This window comes from Streptomyces sp. NPDC047453, assembly GCF_040643155.1.
Lineage (GTDB): Bacteria > Actinomycetota > Actinomycetes > Streptomycetales > Streptomycetaceae > Streptomyces.
This window is the reverse complement of the sequence record NZ_JBEYTS010000038.1, coordinates 1-24,495: the sequence shown is the minus strand read 5'-3', so window position 1 is coordinate 24,495 and position 24,495 is coordinate 1. Positions and strand designations below refer to the sequence as shown.

The following is a 24,495-nucleotide window of genomic DNA, read 5'->3' as shown; positions in this document are numbered from 1 at the left end:
TGAGTACCGGAACCACTCGCCATCGGCACGCAACTCCAACGCGCCGATGAGCTCCCTGCCGCTGCTCAGCACGTCGTAGACCCGTGCACCGGTGAGTGCAAGCGCCGATCCTGAACGGAGGCAGCGCACGAGTTTCTCCTCGTCCGGGGAAGCTTGGTCACGGACGGATTCACGGAGTGCAGGCCCGTCAGGGCGTCCGTGTTCCAGCTCCTGGAACTCCCCGAGGAACAGGTCACCGCCGCCCGCGTCCACGTCCGTCATCGCCCGTCCCACCCCTCCCATACGGTGCGGCGCACTCCTGCCAGGCGCCGCACTTACGAGCCGGACCAGCCAACGACGCCGACCACACCACCGACCACGAAAAAGGGGGCACGCCGATGTCCCCGAGGGCGGCGAAGTCGGCGTGGGTCCGGTCGCCGGGCGCTCCCGCGGCGGGTTCGCGGGACCGGTCACCACGGCGGTGGTGCGCTGAGCGGAGCGCGCAGCTTGGTCCGCACAAGATTGCCGGCACCCGGCAGCATGGTCCGTTACTCCGTCCTGTCATCATGACCACGGCGCGGGAGCGGCGGCGTCGTGATCCGCATGAGGGCATCTACGCCTTTTGCCTTCCGCCGGTGCTGCGCCCCCCTCGCTCCGATGTGCGCGAGCATGCCGGGCGCAAGACGCGCTCGCCTGAGACAGGAGCCGTAATGGCACTGAAGAAACGCAGACCGAAGACTGCCACGGTGGCGATCGCCGCCACCGTTGCCGCGGTCTCGTTGGGCACCACCCTTCCCTCGACCGCCGCCGGGTACACGGCATCGGCGGGGCCATGGAGCACCGCCGTCGCCCTGACCGGAGCGGACGGCCAGCAGACTCTCATCGATGTCCAGGAGGCCGGTGACGGCACCGCGTTCGCGTTGTGGCGGGACAAGGCCGCCCGGGCCACCGGTTGGGACTTCCGGACCGTCGTCCGGCCTGCCGGCAGCGCGACCTGGAGTGCGCCGCACACCTTGGCGACCGGGCGTGACAAGAACGCCGCGGCCGTCCTTGCCGTGAGTGCCGACGGGCGGGCCGTGGTGAGCTGGCTGGACGGCAGTGGAGCGGACGGCTCGCTGGTCGCCCTGGCCGCCGGCTGGAACCCGGCGACGGCAGCCTGGTCCGCCCCGGCCACGCTCGCCGCCTGGAACGGCCTGGACATGTCCGCGCCCCGCCTGGCCGCGGCGGCTGACGGCACCTTCACCGCCGTATGGGACCAGGGCGATGGGTACCGGAACTACGACGTGAGGACCGCCACCCTTGCCCCCGGCGACGGGGCGTGGTCCGCACCCCGGACGCTGGGCTTCACCGCCACCGGACCCATCTGGAGCCTCGACCTCGCGGTGGCCCCCGGCGGCGCCGCCACCGCGGTCTGGGATGAACTCAACCGCTTCACCGACGAGCACACGGTCTCCACTGCCACCCGCGCCTCGGCCCAGACGAGTTGGAGCGGCACCTCCGTGCTGCCCGGCACCGACGCCACGTCCAGCAACGTACAGGTGGCGATGGACGCCAAGAATGCCACCACCGTGCTGTGGCGCAACGGTGCTGACGACCTCAAATCCGCCATCCGTACCGCTCCTTCGGGCAGTTGGGGTGCCGCTCAGACCGCAGTTTCCGCCATCGACTTCAGCGACGGCAGCGAACCGCTGGCCGCGCCCAATGGTGACGTCACCTATGTGTGGGCGGGCTGGAGCCGCACCGCCGGTACCCCCGTTGTGCAGACCGTGACCCGCACCGCGAGCACCGGTACCTGGTCTGCGCCGAAGACGTTGTCCACCGGCTACGTCAATGGGCAGGTGGATGCCTCCATCGGCGCTGACGGAACCGTGCAGGTCGTGTGGCCACAGGTGCGGAGTATCGACAACGGCGACGACAACTACCTTGAGTGGGCGGTGCGCGCCGACGGTACCTGGAGCAAGGCCACCGCCCTGAACAGCACGCCCGTCGCCGCCGTCCCCAACACCTACGCCCTGGCCGGCGAGGTGGCTGCCGGACCGGACGGCCGGGCCACGGTGCTGTGGCGCAAGGCCGAGTACACCGGCAGCGGCGGCTACAACTCCCAGGTGTGGTCCCAGTCGCAGACCCTGCTGACCAAGCCACAGATCACCACCAACGCGGCGATGAGCGGAACGGTTCGAACCGGCTCCACCCTCACCTGCTCCGCCGCCTGGAACGGCACCAACACCAAGGCCACCTGGTCCTGGCTGCGCGACGGCGTGGTCATCTCCGGCGCCACCGCCAAGACCCGCGCCCTCACCTCTGCGGACTACGCCCACAAGGTGTCCTGCCGGGTCACGGTCAGCAACGGCGCGGGCTCCGTTGCTTCCACCTCACCTGCGCTGAAGGTCGCGGTCGGCCCCGCCCTCCAGGCCACCACCGCGCCGTCGATCTCCGGTTCCGTCAAGGTCGGCTACAAGCTGACGGCTGCCCGTGGCACTTGGTCGCCGTCCGCCACTTCCTACACATACCAGTGGAGGCGCAACGGCAAGTCCATCAGCGGCGCGACCAAGTCCACCTACGTCCTGGTGAAGGCCGACCGTGGCCAGAAGATCACGGTCACGATCACTGTCCACCGCAACGGCTGGACCAACGGCACGGCCACCACGAAGCCCGTCACCGTGCGCTGACCCGACGCGGGCCGGTCCCACCGGCCCGCGTCTGCCGATCCGGGCCCTGGTCGACTCAGAGGTGGTGATGGCCGACCTTCAACTCACCTATGAATGATGCCCTTAGCGAGCGCAAGGCCGTGCGGTGCGAGGTTGGGCGCCTGCCGCGCCGCTTCGAGGACCTTGCTGGGATCGTGGATAGCCGCGGTCTCCGCCGCGGGGAGAGAGCGGCGGATATGGCCTGGTCAAAACCGGTCTTGCGGAACGTCTCCCCAGGGGGCGGGCCGCGCTCCTCCACCAGCGCGCCGCCCGCGCCACGACCAAGCCCGGCAGCACGCCGCCACCACCCGGAGGCAGCCGACCGCATCCGCCCACCGCCGCGCCGCCCGGCACCGTCACCTCATGACAGAACAGCGCAGGCTGGGTGGGGATGCTTCTGGTCCTGCTGTGCCCGTGCGTGGACTACGTGATCGTCTTCAGCGGGCTGGTCGGCGGCTCCAGCCGCCGCCTGCTGGCAGCCACCCCGGTGCTCGCGTGCATCGCAGAAAGTGACCGCATCGCAGCGCACGGTGTCCACGCCCTGTCCGAGAACTTTTGTGGAGCTGAGCGGTCGCACCGCAGCCGGAACACCCGAACGCCCCGAAGACCTGCCACCGATGTCTTACGTGCCCGGGCGCTGCGGATGGTTCATCGCATAGGTCCGGGTGGCGAGGCAGAGCAGGATTCCCCAGACCAGGAACGACATGTCCCAGACGAACAGGCGCCACAGCAGAGGCTTCCACTCGACGGGGTTGGACGGGGTGAGCGCGCCGAGCGCCACGAGGAGCAGGCTGCCGACCTGCAGGGCCCCGTAGACGGTCAGCAGTGCTGCTCCGCCCCAGCCCGCGGTGAGCATCAGTGGGCGGGGGACGACGCGGCCCCACGGCCGGACGAGCGACAGCGAGAAGAGGGCGCCCGCGATTTTGAGTGCGCCGGTGATCCAGACGACGGCGATGAATCCGGGGTCCCGTCGTCCGGCCATCCGCTGGATCGTGCCGCCGAGGGTGTCGAGGCCGAAGGTGCCTCCGGCCGCCCAGTAGAAACTGAACAGGCCGAAGACGAAGGCCAGTACCGCGGCGGTGTGTCCGGCCCAGGCCCTCTGCCGTCCGCCGGTTTCCCGAGCTGTCGGAACATTCTCCAGGTGCTGGTCACGGGCTTCGGACACTGTTGACCCCTCAGGTGTTTCTGGTGGGTTCATCGCACTTGCTGAGACAGGGAGGAGAGTGCGGTGGGCATCCTGACTTGAAGTCACCGTGTCACCTTCATGCCTCTGTCGAGCCACACCGCGCGGGTGCCGGCCGGCGGCGGCACGCTATCAGTGAGCCGGCCCGCGCGGGGCGGCAAGGAACACTGCGGGCCCGTGCCGACCGGCACCCTGGACGCTACGGCTGCAGACCGCGCGTCTGGGCTCGATGGAACAAGTCAGGAGCTTGGGCTGAAGGCCCCGCCACTGTCTTGTCGGCCCGGTCGGTCGGCCGGCCGACGCGTGCCGAGCCTGGGTTTGCTCAGGACGCTTCCCGGATGCAGGCCTGTGCCCCGGGCAGCGTGGTGGTCGCCGGTGTCGCCGTCGGGCGGGCGCCCGTGAGGGTGGCGCCGATGCCGGCGACGACCACGAAGGCGATGCCGACTGCCGGTGCCAGGCCGGGTTTCTGGTCGAGCACGAGGACGCCGATGAGCATGGCGATGGAGGGTTCCAGGCTCATGAGGGTGCCGAAGGCGGAGGTGGTCAGGCGGCGCAGCCGACGAGGCGCAGCAGCTCCACCGCCACCGGATCCGCGAACTGGCCTGTGGCAGCCCTCCCATCCGCGGCCGCGCCCTTGGCAGACCAGCACCGCCGTCCGGCTCGCCGCACGCCCGCTCTCGCTCATGGGGCCATATTCAACACCGCCCCCGCCCTGCCCCGATCTCAGCGAGAAGCCGGTCGGGGCCGTCTTGGCCGGCCAAGCCACGTTGTCTGTTCAGAAGGGCAATAATACGTTATTAATGAATGCCCAAGGCGGGACGACGAGAGCTTGAGCAACGGGAGCAGCAATGGACGAGCAGAGGGAGCGCATCCTGCGCGCGGCCGCCGAGGTACTGGCTGAACGGGGCTTTGACGCAGGCCGGTTGCGCGACGTCGCCACGACCTCCGGTGTGTCCATCGGCGCGCTGCAGCACTACTTCGAGACCCGTGACACCCTCTTCCGTGAGGCCTTCGCCTGGTCGATCGACGATCTGATCGAACGCTGGCGGGCGGCCGCCGCGGACGCGATCAGTGCCTGGCGCCGCTTCGAACTGCTCGTCACGGCACTCACCACCGATCCCACACTGAACCGGCGCTGCGCCACCTGGACCGAGTTCTGCGCGAGCGCCTCCCGCCGCGAGGAACTGCGCGAGGGCGTGCACCGGGTCCATGCCGAGTGGCAGGCGCTGATTGGCGAGATCGTCCACCAAGGCCTGCGGAACAAGGAGTTCGACCCCGCCGTCCCGGCCGACCTCGCCATCGGGTCGCTGGTGGCTCTGGTCGACGGCTGCGAAATGGCAGTGGCGTCCGGATCCGGGCTCAGCGCCGAACGTTACGCCGAGATGATGCTCGGCACCGCGCGCGTCCTGCTCGGCGTATGCGCCTAGGCTTCGGAGAGGACATTCCATGGGAGTGCGGTTCCCGCACCTGTTCAGCCCGCTGCAGATAGGCAAGTTGACAGTACGCAACCGGATCCTGTCCTCGGGCCACGACACGGTCCTGGTCAGGGACGGCGAGGTCACCGAGGAACTGATCGCCTACCACGAAGCCCGCGCGAAAGGCGGTGTGGGTCTGATCGTGCTCCAGGTCTCGGGCGTGCACGAGTCTGCCCGCTACACCACCCACGTGCTCATGGCCACCGACGACGACTGTGTCCCCGGCTATGCCAGGCTCGCGCAGGCGGTGCACCGGCACGGAGCGAAAGTCTTCGGCCAGCTCTTCCATCCCGGCCGGGAGATCCTGGAGTCCAAGGACGGCAGCGCACCGGTCGCCTGGGCGCCCTCCGCAACGCCGAGCGAGCGTTTTCACGTCATGCCGCGCGCCATGACCGAGGCCGAGATCCGCGAAGTCCTCGACGGTTACGGCCAGGCAGCCCGCCGGTTGCGCCAGGCCGGGCTCGACGGCGTAGAGATCGTCGCCAGTCACGGCTACCTGCCGGCGCAGTTCCTCAACCCTGAGGTGAACGTCCGCAACGACGGCTGGGGCGGCGACCGGCAGGGTCGTATACGGTTCCTGCGCGCGGCGCTGCGCAGCGCCCGGAAGGAAGCAGGAGACGGCTTCGTGGTCGGCCTGCGCATTTCCGGCGACGAGCTGAGCCATGACGGCCTCAGCAGCGAGCTGGTGCTTCAGTCCGTCGCCGAGCTCGACGCCGAGGGACTCGTCGACTATGTCTCGGTGTGTGCGGGTAGCTCGTCCAGCTTGTCCGGGGCCCAGCACATCGCCCCGCCCATGTTCCAGCCCGCCGGCTACACCGCGCCACTCGCCGCCAAGGTGCGCGCCGTCGTCGGCGTTCCCGTGATGGTGGCCGGGCGGATCAACCAGCCTCAGGAAGCAGAGCAGATCGTCGCAGGCGGTCAGGCGGACGTGTGCGCGATGACCAGGGCCCTGATCTGCGATCCGGACCTGCCGGCCAAGGCCGCGGACGACCGCGCCGAGGAGATCCGCGCCTGCATCGGCTGCAACCAGGCCTGCATCGGCCACTTCCAGCTCGGCTACCCGATCTCCTGCATCCAGCACCCGGAGACCGGCCGGGAGCGTCGCTTCGGAGTACTGCCGACGATCACACGGCGCAAGAAGGTGCTGGTGGTCGGCGGCGGACCCGCCGGCCTGAAGGCCGCGGCCGTGGCCGCAGCGCGGGGCCACGAGGTGGAACTGCACGAGGCGGGACGACGCGTCGGCGGCCAGGTGCTTCTCGCGCAACTGCTGCCCGGCCGCGCCGAGTTCGGCGGCGCGGTCACCAATCTCGAGGGCGAGGCTCGACGTGCGGGAGCCCGCATCCTCGTGGGCTCACGGATGGACGGCCCAGCCCTTGCCGCCGCGGCGCCGGACGCCGTGGTGCTCGCGACCGGCGCGCGCCCCCGCCGCCCACGGCTGGAGCTGATCGACGATCCCGTGGTGTTCGATGCGTGGTCGGTGATCCGTGGCGGCGAGGTGCCGCGCGGACGGATCGTGGTGGCGGACTGGCGCGGCGACTGGATCGGCCTGGGAGTCGCTCTCCAACTCGCAAGCCAACGAAGGAAGGTGACGCTGTGCGTCACGGGCTTCGCGGCCGGCGAGCACCTGCAGCAGTACGTACGTGCCGCCATGTTGGCTCAGGCGGCACGGGCACGGATCGAGATCGTGCCCAACGTGCGGCTCTACGGCGCCGACAGCGACACCGTGTATCTCCAGCACACCCTCACCGAGGAGCCGGTGCTGCTCGAAGGGGTGGCGGGCACCGTCCTCGCACAGGGTCACGACCCGGTCAACGACCTCGACCCCGTCGCCCTCGGCGTCCCGGCCGACCGTGTCTTTACCGCCGGGGACTGCGTCACCCCCCGCACCGTGGAGGAAGCGGTGCTGGAGGGCCTGACAGCGGCGGCCGAACTCTGACGCCGTCGTCCCCGTGAACAGGGCGATTCCCGCCTACCGCGCCGTTTGAAGGCTGCGGTAGCGGGGATCCAGGCGTTCGGAGAACGTCACCTGGTGGTCGTTGTCCCGGGCGTGAGCGTGTCCTGCCGGCATGGCGTCGAGGCGCACCACGCGCGTGCCAATGGGGTGCGTCTGGTCGTCCGCCGATGCAGGTGACGTGTGTGCCGGAGCGCAGGTGGTCTCCGAGGATGCTGTCGCCGACCGCGTCGGTGCAGCCTGCTACACGGTCGGCGCCGTGGTGGGCGCTTGTGGGATCGTCGACCGAGAGCGGGTGGGTCTGTAGACCTGAACTCGTTCCAGGGGACGGACGGTGAGGACGGCCTCGATGCGGCTGCGCGCCATGCCGCCCGAGCCGATCGGCGGCGTCACCTATGCGGGTGACACGCCGTGTCGTCGCTTTGGTGCCCTCCGTCGCTGACCGGCGAAGAGCCGCGGTTGGCGCTGCCCCGCCGCGTAGACCGTGTCCGTGGCCTGGAGATCGTCCCGACGTGGAGCCGGCTACCAGGGTCGGCCAGTAGGGCATCGGCGAGGGTTTCGGCGTCGGCTCCGCAATGGTGGGCCAGGAACTCGGCGGTGCCGTCACTCCGCAGCAGGGCCGGTGGCAGGTGGCCGGTGCTGCTGTAGGTGATGTCGTGGGTGTCCCAGTCGACGAACGCGTTGGCCGCGGGTAGGCCGTGCCGACTCGGTTGTGGCGGGCGTCGTCGGCCTCACCCCGGAAGGCCGTCGCTGCCCTCGTCGCGGGCCGCGGGCGCCACGCATCCCCACGCCGAGCCGGTCCGCGCCCGCGGCTGTGAGGAGTGCCGGGGCTGGGGGAGCGTGGTCAATGGCGAGGGCGGACACGAGCCATGCCCCAACTGCCAGACTGAGACAGCCGCACGTTCGCCGCGGACTCGAAACGGTGGCGGCCGGTTGGTTCGGTTGCTCAGCTCTCGTCCGCCGGACTCATGGCCCTGAGGGCAGTCGAGCACGGCCCGGCAGCCCTCAGGGCCTCCAGCCCGTTTGAGGCTTTGGGCGGATCGAGAATCGGGAAGCGTCGGCACCGTCGCCCGCCGCTCACGCGGCAGCCGTCCGGTTCGGCTCCGTCGGTCAGTGCTGGGGGTGCGGACGGGCGTGGAACAGGGGCCGCCGCTGGGTGGCCGTGCCAGCAGCGAGATGGCCGATCTCGATGCGCGTCCTGATGGCGCGGACTATCTCGGTCAGGCCCAGAACTATGGCCATGACGCCCACGACCAGGGTCAGTGTCGCGATCGAGGCGAACGGCATGATGATCATCACGACACCCGCCAGCGATCCGATGATGCCGAAGGCCACGTGCCAGCCGCGTGCCGGCATCTCCTGAGCGGAGGCCGCCGCAGCTGTCTCAGTGGTGCCGCGCAGCAGCCAGCTGAAGCCGATCCACAGGGCGAGCAGCAGAATCGACTCCAGGGTGCCCCGGAAGGAGATCAGCCCCAGCAGGATGGAGACCGCACCGGTGATGAAGTGCAGTACGCGAAGATGCCGGGGCACATGCGTGCCGAAGGCGCCGGCCAGCTGGAAGACACCGGTGACCAGCAAATAGATGCCGAAGAGCACGCCGGCGACCCGCAGCGTCGCGCCCGGCCAGACCAAGGCGACGACGCCCAGGGCGATGCTGGCAAGGCCCATGGTGAGCAGGATCTGCCAGCCCATGTTCGCCAGGGCAGCCATGCCTGCGGCCAGGGGCCCCTCTTGTTGCTCGGTGCCGCGCGTGGGAACGGGGCCCGGCGACTCGGAAGGAGATGCGGAACCGGAAGGAGATGTCATGACACCTACCTCCTCCTGTCAGTAGCGTGGTCACGTCAGTACACGTCCATCGTCACCCGGTCGGCCTCATGTCGCTCAGTGGAGACGGCAGGGGTTCGTGGCGCATGCGGTACTCCCGGAGTGAGCTGGCTGACCCTGCTCACCGGCACGGCAACCCACCAGGGCAACATCACTCAGGGATAATCCCCGCATCACCGGGACGGTCTGCGACGTGTAGGACCGGCGCGCTGTCGAAAACTTCGTCGAGGCCGCGGTGCGCACCCTCGGCGGCATTGACGTCCTGGTCAACAATGCGGGGATCTCCGGTCCCACTGCATTCTTGAAGAAGTCCGACATCGGCGTCGTCATCATCATGTCCTCAGTCGGCGGTCGCCACGGCCACTCGAACCGCGCTCCAGGGTGCGCCTCCCAGGGCCGACGTAAAGGGGGGCACTGCCCCGGTGAAGACCGTGCTCGGTGGTGCTGCCGATAGGCTGTGCCCGCGATGGGTGAGGACGAGGAGATCGAAGCCGGCGGCGACAGCGACAGCGTGGACGCGATGCTGGCCGAGTGGCGCAGTGAGTGGCCGGAACTGGACGTGTCGTCCAGCGAGGTCATCGCTCGCCTGCTGCGTGCGGCTCGGCTGCTGGAAGACCTGTTCGCGTCGGGGCTGCGCCGACAGGGCGGCATGCCCATTGCCAATGTCGGGGACTTCGACCTGCTGCAGGCATTGCGCCGCGGCGGCCCTCCCTACGCGCTGACGCCCGGGCAACTGCGCCAGGCGCTGATTGTGTCCTCCGCCGGCCTCACGGGCAGGCTCAACCGGCTGGAGCGGGAAGGCTGGATCGAGCGCGATCCCTCCCCCGTCGACGGCAGAAGCACTCTGGTCCGTCTGTCGGAGGAGGGCCGGGCGAGTTTCGACCGCGCGGTGGAACGGCACTTCACTCTGGAACGGGACGTGCTCTCCGTTCTGGAGCCCAAGGAACGCGCGGGGGTGGCGGACGCCCTGCGCAAGATCCTGGTGTTCCTGGAGGCGGACGCCGGTTGAGGGACCGGCTGGGTGACGTCAGGCGGCTCCCGCCGCCGAGCCGAGGATCACCGCGATGCAGAGCCCGATCAGCCCGAGGGTGACAACGGCCATGGCGATGGCCGCCTCCCGCGTGAAGCGGCGGTGGCGTGCCGCGTAGCGGGTCTCGATCTGCTGTATGCGTTCCGCGATGTGGTGGGTGACCTGGCGGGCGTTCTCCACCTGATCGCGGGCGTACGCCTCCTCGATCATGAGGCGTTGGTCCGTGGTGAGGCCGGGCAGGTCCCAGGCGAAGTCCCGTGCCTTGCGGTGCGCCTCACGGCGGTTGGCCTCCTGGTAGAGGTAGCCCTCGATCTGGTGCAGGCCGAGGGCGGCTTCATGGCTGGCGTCCATGGACGGCTCCTGAATGTTCGAAGGGGGGACCGGCCTGCTCAGCGCCGACCGGTGGCCGTCGCCCGCTCCTCCTCGCTGTCGTCGCTGAAGGCGATCTCGGGGTGGGAGAGGCCGAAGGCGGGTGACTCGTTCCGTATGCGCGGCAGCTTCTCGAAGTTGTGCCGCGGCGGGGGACAGGAGGTCGCCCACTCCAGCGAACGGCCCCAGCCCCACGGATCGTTGACGGTGATCTCCTGGCCGTGCCTGGCGGTCTTCCAGACGTTGTAGAAGAACGGCAGGATCGACAGACCGAGCAGGAAGGAGAAGATCGTCGACACCGTGTTCAGGGCGGTGAAGCCGTCGGCCGCCAGGTAGTCGGCGTACCGGCGTGGCATGCCTTCGGCGCCCAGCCAGTGCTGGACCAGGAAGGTGCCGTGGAAGCCGATGAACAGGGTCCAGAAGGTGATCTTGCCGAGACGTTCGTCGAGCAGCTTGCCGGTGAACTTCGGCCACCAGAAGTGGAATCCGGCGAACATCGCGAACACCACGGTGCCGAAGACGACGTAGTGGAAGTGCGCCACCACGAAGTACGAGTCCGTGACGTGGAAGTCCAGCGGTGGCGAGGCCAGGATCACACCGGTCAGACCACCGAACAGGAAGGTGACCATGAAGCCCATGGACCACAGCATCGGCGTCTCGAAGCTCAGGGACCCCTTCCACATGGTGCCGATCCAGTTGAAGAACTTCACACCAGTCGGAATCGCGATCAGGAAGGTCATGAAGGAGAAGAACGGGAGCAGCACACCACCTGTCGCATACATGTGATGTGCCCACACCGTCACCGACAGACCCGCGATCGCGATGGTCGCGCCGATCAGCCCCATGTAGCCGAAGATCGGCTTACGGGAGAAGACGGGGACCACCTCGGACACGATGCCGAAGAAGGGCAGCGCCAGGATGTACACCTCCGGGTGGCCGAAGAACCAGAAGAGGTGCTGCCACAGCAGCGCCCCGCCGTTGGAGGGAGCGAAGATCTGGGCGCCGAACTTCCGGTCGAATTCGAGCGCGAAGAGCGCGGCGGCAAGCACGGGGAAGGCGAGCAGCACCAGCACGCTGGTGAGCAGCACGTTCCACGTGAAGATCGGCATGCGGAACATGGTCATGCCCGGGGCGCGCATGCAGACGATCGTGGTGATGAAGTTGACCGAGCCGAGGATGGTGCCGAAGCCCTGCATCGCCAGACCCATGATCCACATGTCACTGCCGACACCCGGCGAGTGGATCGTGTCGGACAGCGGGCTGTAGGCGAACCATCCGAAGTCGGCGGCGCCCTGCGGCGTAAGGAAGCCGCCCACCGCGATCAGCGAGCCGAACAGGTACAACCAGTAGGCAAGCATATTGAGCCTCGGGAACGCCACGTCGGGCGCGCCGATCTGCAGCGGCATGATCCAGTTCGCGAAGCCGGAGAAGATGGGCGTGGCGAACATGAACAGCATCACGGTGCCGTGCATCGTGAAGGCCTGGTTGAACTGCTCGTTCGAGATCAGCTGTGTGCCCGGACGGGCCAACTCGGCGCGCATGAGCAGTGCCAACAGGCCACCGAAGCAGAAGAACGCGAACGAGGTGGCCAGGTAGAGGGTGCCGATCCTCTTGTGGTCGGTACTCGTCAGCCAGCTGACGACGGCCCGGCCGGACAAGCGATGCCGCGCCGGAGCAGTCGCCTGCGGCGACGAGTCGGGCGGTGACAGAGCGGGCAGGGCCACGGCAATCCTCCATACGTGCGAGACCTCCGGGCGTGCGGTGCTTACACATCGGCCCGGCCTCTCCCAAGATATCTCGCTCGCGAGAGAAATAAACTGGGGGTGCCCCGTCGTCGCGGGCGTGACGGATCGCGAGGTGCTCGAGGTCGGTCACGCCCTCCGGTCATGGCCCCTGCTGTGCGGGCTGGCCGAGGACACCGACCGGGACTGGCGCATGTGGTTCGACCCCTGGAACGTGGGGGAGCAGGGTGCGGACGAGACCTTCGCCCGCGGCCAGGCCCAGCGCTACGAGGCCTGGCGCCACCAGATCCGCCACCTGATCGAACGGGGCGTCGCCGAGGGCGAGTTCACCTGCGACGACCTCGACGACGTCACGGTCCGCTTCGCCGCCCTCGCCGACGGCCTGGCCCTGCAGCACCTGCGGCAGACGCCCCCGCTGACGACGGAGGACGCCCGCCGGCATCTGAACCGTCTCATCGAGACGGAACTCGCGCGAAAGCCCCCAGCTCCTGGGGCGTCGTGCGTATAGGCGGACCTGCTGGTGCGCAGACCCACTTCCCGTGCGCCGGGCGGCCGAGACTGGCAGGACTCCCGTGAGAAAGCTCCCAAGGCTGGGCCGCCGCCGGGGGCACGGGGCGGATTGTGTTGTTCAGCCTTGCGCCGTGCCCTTCACGTAGGCCTCGTAGCCTTCGTCCTCCAGCCGGTCGGCGAGTTCGGGGCCGCCGGAGTCGGCGATGCGACCGTCGGCGAAGACGTGGACGTGGTCGGGGTGGACGTAGCGCAGGATGCGTGTGTAGTGCGTGATCAGCAAGGTGGCCACCTGTCCCGTGACGCGGACGCGGTTGACGCCCTCGGCGACGACCCGCAGCGCGTCGACGTCCAGACCGGAGTCGGTCTCGTCCAAGATCGCGATCTTCGGCTTGAGCAACTCGAGCTGGAGGATCTCGTGGCGTTTCTTCTCCCCTCCGGAGAAGCCCTCGTTGACGTTGCGCTCGGCGAAGGCGGGATCGATCTGGAGGCGTTCCATCGCCTCGCGTACCTCCTTGAGCCAGGTGCGCAGCCTGGGGGCCTCACCGCGGACAGCGGTGGCGGCGCTGCGCAGGAAGTTGAACATGGTTACGCCGGGAACCTCGACGGGGTACTGCATGGCGAGGAAGATCCCGGCCCGCGCCCGCTCGTCGACCTTCATCGCGAGCACATCCTCGCCGTCCAGGGTGACGCTGCCGGAGGTGACCAGATATTTCGGGTGCCCGGCGAGCGCGTAGGCGAGGGTGGTCTTGCCGGAGCCGTTGGGACCCATGATGGCGTGGGTCTCGCCCTGGCGTACAACCAGATCGACCCCATGAAGGATCTCGCGCGGCCCGGCGTCGGTGTGGACCGAACAGTGCAGGTCGCGGATGTCGAGGGTGGCCATGGGCGCCTCACCTGCCTCACCTTGTTCACCGACTGGAACGGCACGGGCGCCGTGCAGCCCGCCCATCCAGCGTGGCGCAGCCGCGGCTGTCCGGCACAGCGCGGGTGGCCCGCCCGCCACATTCAGGTGATGCCCGCAGAGGCTCGTGTCCCCGCAGAGGCTCGTGTCTACGACAAGGGCTGGGGCGAGGCCCTCTGCGGCCGCGCGCCGGCCTGTGGCGGCTCGGGGAGAGCCGCCACCGCCACAGACCGCGTTCCGGCCCCCGGCCACAGTCCGGCTCCGGCCGCGCGCCGGGCCTTGATCCGCTCCCCCTCGGCGGGGCCCACACCAGCCCCATCCCAGCCGCTCGCCTCCTCGCATCACGGGTTCCGACCCTTCTGCCTCCGTCCCGCAACCGCAGCGCCGGTCGGCCCACGCGCGATGCGACGGCGTCCGCCGGGCGGCCTCCTCTTCCAACACCCGAGGCGAGCATGCACAATCATGAGCGTTTCTTGAGTTTTTCACTCAGATCCAAGCAACTAAAGCGCATAGGATTCGGCCACACCGGGACCCGCGCCCTGGAGGTACTGGCCGCGCTGACCCGCGACAAGGTGGACTCGCTGGGCGTCCAGCCCACCCGCGTCGGTTCCCTCCCGCCCCAGCCGGCGGCGCTCAACCGCACCTACCTCAGCGCCAACGACCTGGTGGTGCGGGCGGCGATCGAGGACGTGCCCCGGCACATCAGACACGCCGCGATGACGGACGCCTTGGTGTTGGCCACGTCCGCGTGGCCGTCGACCCGCACCAGCCATACGGGGCGGTCGGAGACTACGGCGTCCAGGTCGCGGGCGGTGGGCAACCTCCCCAGACCCCAGATCACCTCGTTCCAGCCCCGGCCCTGGATCCAGGTCACCTCCGGGTGCGCGGTGGCGTAGGCGGCGAGCCGGTCCACAGCCTCCTGGAGGGACTTCGTCCCCGTGAGGTCGAGCTGGACGGCGAGCGCTCCGAGGCCCCAGAGGTGCCCGTGGGCGTCGTGCAGGCCGGGCAGGAGTACGCGTCCCCGGCCGTCGACACGGCGGGCGCCGCGCGCCGCGCCCGGGTCGAGGGCGGCGACCTTGCCGCTGGGGGTGACGAGCATGCGGGAGAACCGGCGCAGGCGGACCCGGCCACGGCCGCGACCCTGACGGTCGAGGAGATCTGGCGCCTGTGCGACGACATGGTCACCGCCCACGGCGACCGCCTCCGGCCGGGCCTGCGCAGCCGCCTGGAGCCGTGACCGGCGACCGGAACGGCCGAAGAGGAGATGAGGAGAGCACACTGTTGAAGTTCTGCATCGCGGTGGCGAAGGTGCGGTCACTGGTGCTGTTCAGCCCGGGCATCACCGACACGTCGAAAGCGAAGAACAGACCGGCCATGGGACCCATCTCGATGGTCGACACGACGAGCAGCCGGCCGGCGATTCTGCTCGGTCGCTCGGCCGGCCGCTGCGGTGTGGGGGTGTCGCTGCCCAACTCGCCGTACTCCTGCTGGTACGGATTGGCTGTCATCGGTGCGTCCTCGCTCTGGTCGAGACGATGGTGAGTGGGACGCCGACGCGCGCTCATGGCGAGCCCAGGCAGGCGGCGTCGGATGCGCCACGCGGCTGGATCGGTCCTGGACAGGATCTTCAGGGGGAGCCGGCGGTGGCGCGAGGCTACGCCGGACGGTTGAACCTCAGGCTCAGGCCCCCGCCGTGCCTGTCGCTGCCTGGGCTCGGTATTCCTGGGGGCTGAGGCCGCGGACTCGTTTGAAGGCGGAGCTCAGGGCGAAGCCGCTGCTGTAGCCGACCTGGCGGGCCACCATGGCCACCGTGGTGTCCGGTTCGCGCAGCAGGTCCGCGGCCAGGGCGAGCCGCCAGTCGGCGAGGTAGGCCATCGGCGGCTCCCCGACGACAGCGGTGAAGCGGCGGGCGAGCTGGGCCCGGGAGAATCCGACCTTGCGGGCGATCGACTCGACCGTCCACGAATGGGCGGGGCTGTCGTGCAGCAGCCGCAGCGCGGGACCCACGACCGGATCGCTCTGGGCCCGGTACCAGGCCGGTGCCCTGGAGTCGGGATCGGCCAGCCAGCCGCGTAGTACGTTGACCAGGAGCAGGTCCAGCAGCCGGTCCAGGACGAGTTCCTGGCCCGGCTCGTCGCGGGCCATCTCCTCGGCGAGCAGTCCGATCAGCGGGTCGTTGCCCTCTCCGGCGGGGCGTACGACAGCGGCGGGCAGCGTGCGCAGCAGGCGCCGGCCGATCTCGCTGGGCGCCAGGTAGGTGCCGGAGAGCATCACCGCCGAACCCTCGCCCAGCGCGTCTCCCCAGGTGCGCATGCCGAGGGCCATCGTCTCCGTGACGTCCTCCCCGGCAGGGGTGTTGCACCGCTGGTCGGGACCGACGGTGATCTGCACTGCCGTGTCGAGCGCGTCGGAGACGACGTACGGGTCGGGCCCGCGCATCACCGCCACGTCGCCGGGGCGCAGCCGGACCGGCTCGGCGCGGTCGGGCCTGACCCAGGCTTCGCCGTGCACCATCGTCACCAGCGAGATCGGCGCCCGGTCCTCGATCCGCAGCGCCCACGGCGGGTTGAACACGGACTTCAGCAGGAAGGCGCCGCGTGCCCTGGGCCCCTCGAGAAGGCCGGTGATCGCGTCCAATGTCGTCCTCCGGGAGTTGGGGGTACGGGACGCCTGCTCTCCGAGACGGGGAACAGCCGGGAGCAGACGCCGACTCAGGTACGGGGCCCAGAGTGCCAGGGCCCGGCCGAGGCAGGCCAGAGCCGTTGTGCATTCCAGCGTGCGGGCAGCGGTGAAGTAGAAGCCCGCGCTCATGCCCATGGCGATGGTGGCGGCATAGGGCGCGAGGTCACCTCCCGCGCCGGGGCTTTGGACACCGGGGGCGCGGGGAGCGCCGAGGCGTGGGTCATCGCTGCGTCTCCTTGTCGTCGGACACCTGAGCCGTCTGCGCGAGCCGGACGGCCGCGGCCGGCGTCCGCTCGTAGCGCCGGCGCAGTACGGTCCGGCCGAGCAGGCGTACGGGCGGCGGCATGGTGGCCTCCAACCGGCCTGCGGTCGTCAGGTCCGCCTCGTCGAGCATCCACGCCGGCAGGTGGGTGAGGACCTTCGGCGGCGCGGTGCGCAGCAGTCTGCGTTCGACGGACAGACAGGCCTGCGGGCCAAGTCCCGCGAAGGCGGGGAAGGCCAGTTGCTACTGGTCCGCAAGGTGATGGCACAGGATGGTGCCGAACGCGTCGGCGGCGGGGATCAGGACGGCCGGGACACCGTGTACGAAGGCCTCGTCGACGCGGTCCATGGCGTCATCGAGTCGCCCGTGGTCGTCGCCGAGGGTGCGCGCGGCCTCGGCGAACATCGGTATCGCACGGTGCAGTTCGGGCCACGGCACCTCGTCCTCGCTGTGGTGGTGCCAGTCGATCACCTCACGCAGCCGGTGTCATCAGGTGCTGACCGGGACCATCTGCTCGGCCGTCACGGAGCGTGCCCCGCCGGCCAGCCTGCGGACGTCGCGGCGCATGGCGATGTGCATACGTGCGAATCCGTGGAAGTGGTCGGGCAGCGTCTGTAGACGCTCACTCGACATCGCTTCGAAGCGGGCTCCTCGTCCCCTGGCGGGGCGACAAGGCGGGCGGCTGACAGCGCACGCGGCGCCGCGTCGGGCCGCGGTCGCCGGGTGCGTCAGGTTTGCCAGGTCCTCGGTTCCTCAGGTGTTCCAGACGCCGGTGGCGGCGGCGTCCCGGGCGAAGTCGGCGAAGTCCTTGGGCTTGCGGCCGAGAGCCTCCTCGACACCGTGGACGAGGTGGGCGTTGCGGCCGTCGAGGATCAGCTCGAACAGGTCGGCGAACTCGACGGGAAGCCCGTTGTCCTCGAGGGCCTTGCGGTACTCGTCGACCGTGACCGGGATGTACGTGATCTGCCGGCCGGTCGCCTTGCTCAGCTCCGTGGCGATGTCGTGGAAGCTCAGCAGACGCGGGCCGGACAGCTCGTAGGTCCTGCCGATGTGCCGGTCGTCGGTGAGGGCCGCCACGGCGACGTCGGCGATATCGTCGGCGTCGACGAATGCCTCCACCGCGTCCCCGGTCGGCAGGGCGAGCTCGCCGGCGAGGACCGGTTCGTGGAAGAAGCTCTCGCTGAAGTTCTGCGCGAACCAACTGGCCCTGACGACCGTCCAGTCGGCTCCGGACTCCTTGAGCTTGTCCTCGCTGATGCGGGCCCCTTCCTCGCCGCGCCCGGAGAGCAGGACCAGGCGCCGGGCGCCCTTGGCGACCGCGGTCCGGGCGAAGGCGCCGACTGTCTCGGCGGCGCCCGGGAAGGCGAGGTCGGGGTAGTAGGTGACGTAGACGGCGAGGACCCCGTCGAGGGCGGCCTCCCAGGTGCCGGGGTCCTCCCACACGAAGGGGGGCTCGCCGGACCTGGACCCGACCCGCACCGGAAGCCCTTGTGCGGTGAGCCGCTCAGCCACCCGGCGCCCGGTCTTGCCCGTGCCTCCGATCACCAGGATCATGCTGTCCGTCTTCGCGGAAGTCGTGGAGTCGTTCAGTGTGTTCGTCATGCTCTCAGTCAACTCCCTGACCGCTGAGAGGAACCATGGCCGCGAAGCTCATCTCTGTACGCGAACGTCTACGGCAGCCGCACTTCTCGCGCCCGGTCGAGTGCGCGCGTGCCGGTGAGCGCAACAGTCTGCCTTGGTGGCCGAGGTGAGCGTTTCGCATCCCGTCACGGAGAAGCTGCCCGCCTCACCGCAGGACATCGTGCGGGGCCGCGTGCGTGAAGGAGCTGCCCCGATACGCGGCAGTTCAGAGATGTGATCCGGCCGTATGCCGTGCAGATGGACGCCGACGCCTTTCGGGGTCATGGCGACTTGACGCTTGCCAGTATCGACGTCAATGTTCCCGGTGTACGGTCCGGCTGTCGCAGGCGGCCGGCAGCGTGCCGCGCATGATCCCGCACCGAGTGTCTACGGCGGAGCCGTGGCCGGGCTGGGTGACCAGCCGAGCCGCACAGGCCGTGTACGGCGAGCACACGGTCCGCATCAGTCAGCCCATCCCGGCTCTGCTCCACAGAAACGTCACGGACCGCCGGGACCTGGCCGTGGCGCACGAGCGCGGCAACCGAGACCGGGGCTGACAGAAGTGGGCCTCCAGGCGATGGAGTGCCGCGACGACCTGCTGGAGACCGCGGTCGTCCTGGACGTGCTCGCCCTGTGCCGCCCGCCGGGCAGCTACCTGCCCCAGCCCTACCAGGAGGAGCCCGGCGGGCCGGACGAAGCGGACGAGCTGCGCACCGACGCATCCAACGTCGCCAGCCATCCGGCGGAGCACGACCTGCGGCACGGCACGAGCCGGACCGACGGCATACCGCCGCCGGCCGTGCCTGGGGCTGTTCAGCGTGCGCGACTGGCCTCGAAGTCGGCCTGGGTGGCCGGGGTGGACCAGGTGCGGACCCAGGACGCGCGCACCTGCCGCACCTCGGCCTTGTAGCGCTCCATGCGGCCACGCGCCGCGAAGGAATGACCGGTAGCCGATCAACGGCCCTGCCCTTCCGCATGATCAACCGGAGATGAACGACACCCACAACCGCATGCAGTCTGCGATGCGCCGTTGCTTTCGGGTTGCGGCTGTCCCGGGGTCAGTGCTCGGCGAGCTCTTCCAGCTGTTGAACGACGCGTTCGATGGGTACGGTGGCGTCGATCTCGACGGTCGCAGTGGCACGCAGCAGCGGTTCGACGGTGGTCAGGTGGCGGAGAACGGCGTCTCGTTCTTCGGGCCGCTTGCCGTAGGGGTTGTTGGTCCGGGCGGCGATCCGAGCCAGCAGCACCTCGGCCGGCGCGCTCAGCAGCACGATGTGATCGAACAGGGGATAGAATCGGCCTTGGTTGGTCTTGCAGCCGCCCACGAAGAGGTTGCCCTCATTGTGGTTGCTGAGCAGGTCTGTGATGGCCTGCTCACGCCAGATCCAGTCGGCGGAGCCATCGGGTAGCGTCACCCATTGACTCCAGGCGTCGGTATCGGTGTCCACCGTCCTGTGCCCTCGCAGGCGCAAGAGACGGAGTGCCGTCGACTTGCCGGTCCCCGACATCCCGGTGATCAAGACCTTCACGGAGCGAGCCTATTCGAGTTCGAGCCGCCTCGTTTCCGGGCCCGGCTGACGGGGCTGGGCGGTGTGACCTGGGGGGCTTGGTCGGGTCGGCTGGGCGCTGGTTTGAGGTAGTAGTCGCTCTGAGAGCTGGAGGGTCGGCGGTAGACCTGCACCACTGCCGAGTATCAGGACATTCCCGATGTCGGTCCTCCCCAGCATGCGGGCCGCCGCCAGGCCGGCTCGCTCGTTCAGCCCCGCAGCCCCGGAGGCAGCGTTCCACCGCTCCGCCTTCCCCACCGCCGCCGGCCCGCCGGGGACACCCGCCCACGTGGATACCCCGTATGGGTTAGGAACGCCTCGATAACCTTCTGCGCGGGCCTGTGCGGTGGCACCGCCACCAGCACCGCATCGTCTCCGTTCGGCAAGGGCGGTGCCACCAGGGCGACTTCGTCCCCGGACCGCAGACGCAGCACCAGTCCCCGCAGCCGGTGCTCGTCGCCGGGCACGGTGCGCAGGCGCGCGTGCATCTGGTCCTGCGCCGGGGAGTACAGCCGTACGTGGGCCAGCAGTGCCCCGTGTTTGAACTCCTCCCAGCGGCCAAGCCCAAGGTTGCGGAACGGCGGCTCCTGCCATGGCCGCAGCGCGTGCAGACGTTCCAGCAGGCGCCGTAGGAAGTTTCGGACCGACGGCTCGTCATGCGGCTGCCAGGACAGGTCGTTCTTCCAGGCTTCCGCGGCGAGTGCCGCCTCGATTCCGGCGTACTGCTCTTCTGTGGTGAGGCCGTGGAAGGGCTGCTCCAGGATCATGCGACTGATGCGTTCGACTTCCTCATCGCCCAGCTCCGGGCTGAACTGCAGGCAGTAGAGGATCGCTTCGAGTACCCCGGAATTCATGCGCACAGTATGACCACCCAGCTCTCCGCCCAGGGGCTGGTCCGAACCGGCGGGCGGGGAGGTGACAGGCAGAGCCTGGTCGGTGCCCCAGGTTGCGGGATGTCGAAGAATTTGCGCTTGTGCCCCTGGCAGGATTCGAACCTACGACACCGCTTCAGACGCTCGGGGCAGGGAGGCTCGGCCGGGTGCCTCGCCGAGCCGAACCTCGCCGAGCGTCTCCTTGGCTGGCTGTCCCACCATCAGGGTGCCCCGCCATCGGTCGGACACCATCTCGAGGGCGCCACGTCGGCGTGGCGCACAACCGTACGGCTGATGGCCAAAGACATCGTCTCCTGGGCCAACGGGCACGTTGGCGAGGCCGGGATCACCGGCGTCGTCGTGCGTAAGGACATCACCCGGCTACCGGTCGCGGTGTCGCTGGAGTGGCCAGCGCTCGCGTCGAGGTCAGCTGCCGACGGGGTACCGGCTGGTGATCGCGACGCGGTTGAAGGCGTTCATCACAGTGGCCAGCCAGGCGATTGCCGAGACCTGGTCTGCGGTGAGTACAGCCGCGGCGGCGTAGTAGTCCTCGTCGCTGACGTGTCCGTCCGGCACGCGTGTGATCGCCTCGGTCAGGCGGAGGGCGGCGCGGTCGGTCTCGGAGAAGTAGCCGGTCTCTTCCCATCCGGGCAGCACGGCGATCCGGTCGGGGGTTTCGCCCTTCTTGAGGGCGTCGCGGGTGTGCATGCGCAGGCAGAACGCGCAGCCGTTGATCTGGGAGGTGCGGATCTTCAACAGCTCGACCAGGAGCGGGTCAAGGCCCGCTGCGGCGGCGGTCTCTTCCACCTCCGAGGACAGGGCGATGAGGGCCTTGTAGGCGGCCGGGTGCTGCTTGCCGATGTTGACGCGCGAGGTTTCGGTCATGGTTCCTTCGATTCGTTCGTGTGGCCTGCGCTGCGCCCTTCGGGCGCGTCTTGGTGGCCGGTGATGTGTGTTCCGGCCGGGCAGAGTTCGTGCGGAACGTTGCCGCCCGCTGCGTGCCCCGGGCTACGACCTCGGGTCGTCCACCTTGAGCTTGTCCCCGGTGTTGGAAACGAAGATGACCAGGAGCTTGGCCCGTTTGGTCCGGCTGGTGTTCTCCGTGAGGACGTGGTGGGCACCCGGCTGCTCGACCCAGTTCTCGCCTTGGTGATAGGTGCTCACGGGCTTGCCGTCGAGCTTGCTGCGCACGGTGCCTTCGAGGACGTAGGCGTAGACGAAGGCCTGGCCGTGCCGGTGCGGCATCGCGCGTGCGTTGGGCGGGAAGTCGACGACCGCCGAAGTGAACGTCCTGCTCTTCACATTCGGAAGGGCCTGCTGGAGTAGCGGCTTGAGGCTTTCGGAGGGGCGCGTCGATGCCACGGCCTCGGTCGGCCCCTTGGCGTGGGCAGGCTGGTTGGAGGTCGAGCAGGCCGTGGCCGCAGTCAGCGTGGCGACGGCCAGCAAGCCACCGGCGATCCGTATTCCGATCACGATCGGTCTCCTGTTCGGTCTTGCGTGACGCGGATGATCGTCTTGCCCGGGGTGCGCTTGCCGGGGGCGAACGCGGCGGGTGCTTCGGCGAGCGGCCGCACAGCACCGACGGCCGGCTTGAGCCGGCCGTCCCTTACCCGCTGGGCGAGGTCGGTGAGCCGGGCGCGGTCGGGTTCGACGACCAAGAAGACCGCCCGCCCGTCCTTGGGCCGGACCTTGGGCGGCATGGCGATGGTGACGAGCGTGCCGCCGGCCCGGACCAGGGTGGCCGAGCGGTCGAGGATGTCGCCGCCGATCACGTCGAACACGACGTCGGCCTCGCCGGCGTCCTCCAGCTTCTCGGTCTGCAGGTCCAGGAACGTGTCGACGCCCAGGGCGAGTGCCCTGTCCCGGTCGGCGGACCGGCCGGTGCCGATGACGCGCGCGCCGGCCTCGCGGGCGAGCTGTACCGCGATCGAGCCGACGCCGCCCGCGGCGCCGTGGATCAGGACGGTCTGGCCGGTGGTGAGGCGGCCGTGGTCGAACAGGCCCTGCCAGGCGGTCAGCCCGGAGATCGGCAGTGAGGCGGCCAGGGTGTGGTCGATGTCCGCCGGCAGCGGCGCGAGGTTGCGGGCTTCCACCGCGGCGTACTCGGCGAGCGAGCCGTTGCGGGTCCAGTCGGCCAGGCCGAACACCCGCTGGCCGACGCTCAGGCCGGTGGTGCCGTACCCCAGCTCTGCGACGACACCAGACAGCTCGTGCCCGGGCACGCTCGGCGTCCGGTCGCGGCCGGCGCGATCGGTCCACGTGCCCGGCCAGTCCAGCTCGCCAGGGGTGAAGCCCGCCGCGTGCACCCGCACGATGACGTCATTCTCGGCCGCATGGGGGTAGGGCATGTCCGTCAGGGACATCCCGGCAAGACCGGCGTCACGGTCTCGCACAGTGATGGCTTGCATACAGGTCCTTACTTGGAGGGGCGACTCGAGCATGCAGCCCGACACGCAGGGCTCATAGCGGCTCGTCATCGGGAAGATGCAGCAGGTGGATGTAGTGCCGTTCCGCATGATCGTCGTCGCGCGTTTTGCGTTCTCATCAGGGAGACGAGGTAGCCCCTCCGGGTGTGACAGCTCAGACGCGCAGGAGTTTGTCGGGATTGATGACCCGGCGGTACGCGGTGATCAGACCGTCTGTGATCTGCACCGTGTCGACGGAGTAGACCCGGCCTTCGCGGTAGAACACCAGGGCGAGCTCGCCGCCGACCTCGGCGAAGTCGATACGGTCCGGGTGCCACTGGTGCCCCACACGCACCATGACCTCGGCGACGCGCTCGCCGCCGTGTATGAGCTTGCGTGCCGCAGAGACCTTGCCGCCGCCGTCGGTGACGTAGACGACGTCCGGGTGCAGGAGCCTGACCAGGCCGGCCAGGTCCCCGGCCTCGTAGGCGGCGCGGAAAACCGCGAGGACGCGTTCGCGTTCCGCCTTCGACGCCTGCGGCATGGACTGCTTCGCCTTGGCCACCCGCCGTCGCGCCCGAGAGGCGAACTGCCGGGCACCCGGCACAGAGACGTCCAGCACTTCGGCGATCCGGCCGAACTCAAGACCGAAGACGTCGTGCAGGACGAAGGCCACCCGCTCCGGCGGGGACAGCTCCTCCATGATCAGGAGCATCGCCGAACTGACGGACTCATCGACGAGTACCGGCTGCGACGCGTCCGGCCCCGTCAGCAGCGGCTCCGGCAGCCACGGTCCGACATAGGTCTCCCGGCGGAAGCGGGCACTCTTGAGAATGTCGTACGACCGCCGCGCGGCCACCGTCACCAGCCAGGCCCGCAGATCACCGATGCCCTGCAGATCCGCTCCGGCCGCCCGCAGCCACACATCCTGGGTCACGTCCTCGGCATCAGCCACACTCCCCAGCAGCCGGTAGGCCACACCGAAAACCGCGGGCCGGTGCCTCTCCCATCCGGCTTCGAGCGCATCCTCCTGCTCAGACCGCCCGGGCCCGTGCCCGTCACCCATACAGATCGCCACCACCTCCAGCTTGCGGATCCAGCGTAGCCATCTGAACTCGGGATCTTCGCGCACAGCTCGCCAGCCCGGACGCTCTGACCGACGACGTAGGGCGGTGTTTCATAGGTGGTCGCTCATGAAACACTCCGTCGCGCGGCGGTCCACCTGCGGCGATCACGTTTCATGAGTCGTTGCAAACGACTGGACGTCTGAAACACCCCCATGGAACAGTCAGGGCTCGTGAGCGACGACTTTGTCAGCCTCCGAAGTCGCCTGCACGGATGGCTGAAGTCGGCTGCGCGCGCTAGGGTCTGTGCCGAGTTGAGATCTTCATGTGAGGCTGCGGAGCCAGATGACCGCGCCGCGTAAGTGAAGTCCGGCGAGGTAGCTGACCGGGGT

25 protein-coding genes and 4 pseudogenes are annotated in these 24,495 nt (G+C 69.3%); 10 read left to right on the top strand and 19 right to left on the bottom strand.

The genetic code is table 11. The features are described 5' to 3' along the window. Positions 1–689: 689 nt before the first annotated feature. Together ABZ818_RS27510 and ABZ818_RS27505 are read left to right on the top strand one after the other, a co-directional pair. On the top strand, positions 690–2,648 hold the full coding sequence (locus tag ABZ818_RS27510; RefSeq protein ID WP_361420009.1) for a hypothetical protein: 1,959 nt from the start codon (positions 690–692) through the stop codon (positions 2,646–2,648). 403 nt (positions 2,649–3,051) lie between these two features. Beyond that, positions 3,052–3,159: pseudogene (locus tag ABZ818_RS27505) on the top strand (arsenic resistance protein); the annotation flags it as partial. A gap of 129 nt (positions 3,160–3,288) precedes the next feature. Here the strand turns inward: ABZ818_RS27505 and ABZ818_RS27500 are convergent. Both ABZ818_RS27500 and ABZ818_RS27495 read right to left on the bottom strand, forming a co-directional pair. Continuing rightward, positions 3,289–3,831, bottom strand: a complete 543-nt coding sequence (locus ABZ818_RS27500) for a DUF3995 domain-containing protein (RefSeq protein WP_361420006.1) — start codon at positions 3,829–3,831, stop codon at positions 3,289–3,291. Between the two features lie 340 nt (positions 3,832–4,171). Beyond that, positions 4,172–4,369 (bottom strand): hypothetical protein, encoded by a 198-nt coding sequence (locus tag ABZ818_RS27495; protein ID WP_361420003.1) that lies wholly within the window; start codon positions 4,367–4,369, stop codon positions 4,172–4,174. Between the two features lie 328 nt (positions 4,370–4,697). On the opposite strand from ABZ818_RS27495, the gene ABZ818_RS27490 reads away from it, so the two are divergent. Together ABZ818_RS27490 and ABZ818_RS27485 are read left to right on the top strand one after the other, a co-directional pair. Continuing rightward, positions 4,698–5,276 carry a TetR/AcrR family transcriptional regulator gene (locus tag ABZ818_RS27490; protein ID WP_361420000.1) on the top strand — a complete coding sequence of 193 codons (579 nt, stop codon included), beginning with the start codon at positions 4,698–4,700 and terminating at the stop codon, positions 5,274–5,276. Positions 5,277–5,295: 19 nt separating this feature from the next. Beyond that, positions 5,296–7,260, top strand: coding sequence for an FAD-dependent oxidoreductase (locus ABZ818_RS27485; protein ID WP_361419997.1), 1,965 nt, complete (start codon positions 5,296–5,298; stop codon positions 7,258–7,260). 1,125 nt (positions 7,261–8,385) lie between these two features. On the opposite strand, the gene ABZ818_RS27480 is transcribed toward ABZ818_RS27485, so the two are convergent. Further along, positions 8,386–9,081 carry an HdeD family acid-resistance protein gene (locus ABZ818_RS27480; RefSeq protein WP_361419994.1) on the bottom strand — a complete coding sequence of 232 codons (696 nt, stop codon included), beginning with the start codon at positions 9,079–9,081 and terminating at the stop codon, positions 8,386–8,388. A gap of 229 nt (positions 9,082–9,310) precedes the next feature. Between ABZ818_RS27480 and ABZ818_RS27475 the strand changes: the two are divergent. Beyond that, positions 9,311–9,553: pseudogene (locus tag ABZ818_RS27475) on the top strand (hypothetical protein); the annotation flags it as partial. Between the two features lie 12 nt (positions 9,554–9,565). Next, positions 9,566–10,108: a MarR family transcriptional regulator gene (locus ABZ818_RS27470; protein ID WP_361419991.1), complete on the top strand. Its 543-nt coding sequence runs from the start codon at positions 9,566–9,568 to the stop codon at positions 10,106–10,108. Positions 10,109–10,126: 18 nt separating this feature from the next. Here the strand turns inward: ABZ818_RS27470 and ABZ818_RS27465 are convergent, their stop codons facing one another. Both ABZ818_RS27465 and ctaD read right to left on the bottom strand, forming a co-directional pair. Next, a complete protein-coding gene (locus tag ABZ818_RS27465) occupies positions 10,127–10,480 on the bottom strand; it encodes a hypothetical protein (RefSeq protein ID WP_361419988.1) in 354 nt (117 codons plus the stop codon). A gap of 38 nt (positions 10,481–10,518) precedes the next feature. Then, a complete protein-coding gene (ctaD, locus tag ABZ818_RS27460; RefSeq protein WP_361419985.1) occupies positions 10,519–12,222 on the bottom strand; it encodes a cytochrome c oxidase subunit I in 1,704 nt (567 codons plus the stop codon). 118 nt (positions 12,223–12,340) lie between these two features. Here ctaD and ABZ818_RS27455 point away from each other — a divergent pair, with 118 nt between their 5' ends. After that, positions 12,341–12,748 (top strand): TetR family transcriptional regulator C-terminal domain-containing protein, encoded by a 408-nt coding sequence (locus ABZ818_RS27455; RefSeq protein WP_361419981.1) that lies wholly within the window; start codon positions 12,341–12,343, stop codon positions 12,746–12,748. Between the two features lie 120 nt (positions 12,749–12,868). Here ABZ818_RS27455 and sufC read toward each other — a convergent pair whose 3' ends face one another. Next, a complete protein-coding gene (gene sufC / locus ABZ818_RS27450; RefSeq protein ID WP_361419978.1) occupies positions 12,869–13,633 on the bottom strand; it encodes a Fe-S cluster assembly ATPase SufC in 765 nt (254 codons plus the stop codon). 590 nt (positions 13,634–14,223) lie between these two features. Here sufC and ABZ818_RS27445 point away from each other — a divergent pair. Next, positions 14,224–14,376: pseudogene (locus ABZ818_RS27445) on the top strand (alpha-glucosidase/alpha-galactosidase); the annotation flags it as partial. A 59-nt stretch (positions 14,377–14,435) separates the two neighbouring features. On the opposite strand, the pseudogene ABZ818_RS27440 reads toward ABZ818_RS27445, so the two are convergent. From ABZ818_RS27440 to ABZ818_RS27410, 7 genes and pseudogenes are all read right to left on the bottom strand, one after another. Next, positions 14,436–14,750, bottom strand: a pseudogene (locus tag ABZ818_RS27440) (amidohydrolase family protein); the annotation flags it as partial. An 82-nt stretch (positions 14,751–14,832) separates the two neighbouring features. Further along, positions 14,833–15,159, bottom strand: coding sequence for a hypothetical protein (locus ABZ818_RS27435; protein WP_361420124.1), 327 nt, complete (start codon positions 15,157–15,159; stop codon positions 14,833–14,835). A gap of 172 nt (positions 15,160–15,331) precedes the next feature. Next, on the bottom strand, positions 15,332–16,288 hold the full coding sequence (locus ABZ818_RS27430; RefSeq protein WP_361420115.1) for an AraC family transcriptional regulator: 957 nt from the start codon (positions 16,286–16,288) through the stop codon (positions 15,332–15,334). Between the two features lie 265 nt (positions 16,289–16,553). After that, positions 16,554–16,727 carry a hypothetical protein gene (locus ABZ818_RS27425; protein ID WP_361419975.1) on the bottom strand — a complete coding sequence of 58 codons (174 nt, stop codon included), beginning with the start codon at positions 16,725–16,727 and terminating at the stop codon, positions 16,554–16,556. A 111-nt stretch (positions 16,728–16,838) separates the two neighbouring features. Continuing rightward, positions 16,839–17,066 (bottom strand): hemerythrin domain-containing protein, encoded by a 228-nt coding sequence (locus ABZ818_RS27420; protein WP_361419972.1) that lies wholly within the window; start codon positions 17,064–17,066, stop codon positions 16,839–16,841. A gap of 18 nt (positions 17,067–17,084) precedes the next feature. Further along, positions 17,085–17,228, bottom strand: coding sequence for a hypothetical protein (locus tag ABZ818_RS27415; RefSeq protein WP_361419969.1), 144 nt, complete (start codon positions 17,226–17,228; stop codon positions 17,085–17,087). A 120-nt stretch (positions 17,229–17,348) separates the two neighbouring features. Beyond that, positions 17,349–18,197, bottom strand: a complete 849-nt coding sequence (locus ABZ818_RS27410) for an NmrA family NAD(P)-binding protein (protein ID WP_361419966.1) — start codon at positions 18,195–18,197, stop codon at positions 17,349–17,351. 386 nt (positions 18,198–18,583) lie between these two features. Here ABZ818_RS27410 and ABZ818_RS27405 point away from each other — a divergent pair, with 386 nt between their 5' ends. Together ABZ818_RS27405 and ABZ818_RS27400 are read left to right on the top strand one after the other, a co-directional pair. Continuing rightward, positions 18,584–18,772, top strand: a complete 189-nt coding sequence (locus ABZ818_RS27405) for a hypothetical protein (protein WP_361419963.1) — start codon at positions 18,584–18,586, stop codon at positions 18,770–18,772. 20 nt (positions 18,773–18,792) lie between these two features. Next, positions 18,793–19,125: a hypothetical protein gene (locus ABZ818_RS27400; RefSeq protein ID WP_361419960.1), complete on the top strand. Its 333-nt coding sequence runs from the start codon at positions 18,793–18,795 to the stop codon at positions 19,123–19,125. A gap of 148 nt (positions 19,126–19,273) precedes the next feature. Here ABZ818_RS27400 and ABZ818_RS27395 read toward each other — a convergent pair whose 3' ends face one another. The 6 genes from ABZ818_RS27395 to sigJ form a co-directional block, all read right to left on the bottom strand. Then, positions 19,274–19,744 (bottom strand): AAA family ATPase, encoded by a 471-nt coding sequence (locus tag ABZ818_RS27395; protein ID WP_361419957.1) that lies wholly within the window; start codon positions 19,742–19,744, stop codon positions 19,274–19,276. Positions 19,745–19,971: 227 nt separating this feature from the next. After that, positions 19,972–20,616 (bottom strand): hypothetical protein, encoded by a 645-nt coding sequence (locus ABZ818_RS27390; protein WP_361419954.1) that lies wholly within the window; start codon positions 20,614–20,616, stop codon positions 19,972–19,974. 444 nt (positions 20,617–21,060) lie between these two features. Beyond that, a complete protein-coding gene (locus tag ABZ818_RS27385; protein WP_361419952.1) occupies positions 21,061–21,519 on the bottom strand; it encodes a carboxymuconolactone decarboxylase family protein in 459 nt (152 codons plus the stop codon). 123 nt (positions 21,520–21,642) lie between these two features. After that, the gene (locus ABZ818_RS27380) at positions 21,643–22,107 is read right to left on the bottom strand and encodes a cupin domain-containing protein (RefSeq protein WP_361419949.1); all 465 of its coding nucleotides are present in this window, start codon (positions 22,105–22,107) and stop codon (positions 21,643–21,645) included. Beyond that, the gene (locus ABZ818_RS27375) at positions 22,104–23,042 is read right to left on the bottom strand and encodes an NADP-dependent oxidoreductase (protein WP_361419946.1); all 939 of its coding nucleotides are present in this window, start codon (positions 23,040–23,042) and stop codon (positions 22,104–22,106) included. Before ABZ818_RS27375 ends, ABZ818_RS27380 begins: the two co-directional genes overlap by 4 nt. Positions 23,043–23,214: 172 nt before the next feature. After that, the gene (gene sigJ / locus ABZ818_RS27370; RefSeq protein WP_361420112.1) at positions 23,215–24,105 is read right to left on the bottom strand and encodes an RNA polymerase sigma factor SigJ; all 891 of its coding nucleotides are present in this window, start codon (positions 24,103–24,105) and stop codon (positions 23,215–23,217) included. Between the last annotated feature and the right edge of the window lie 390 nt (positions 24,106–24,495).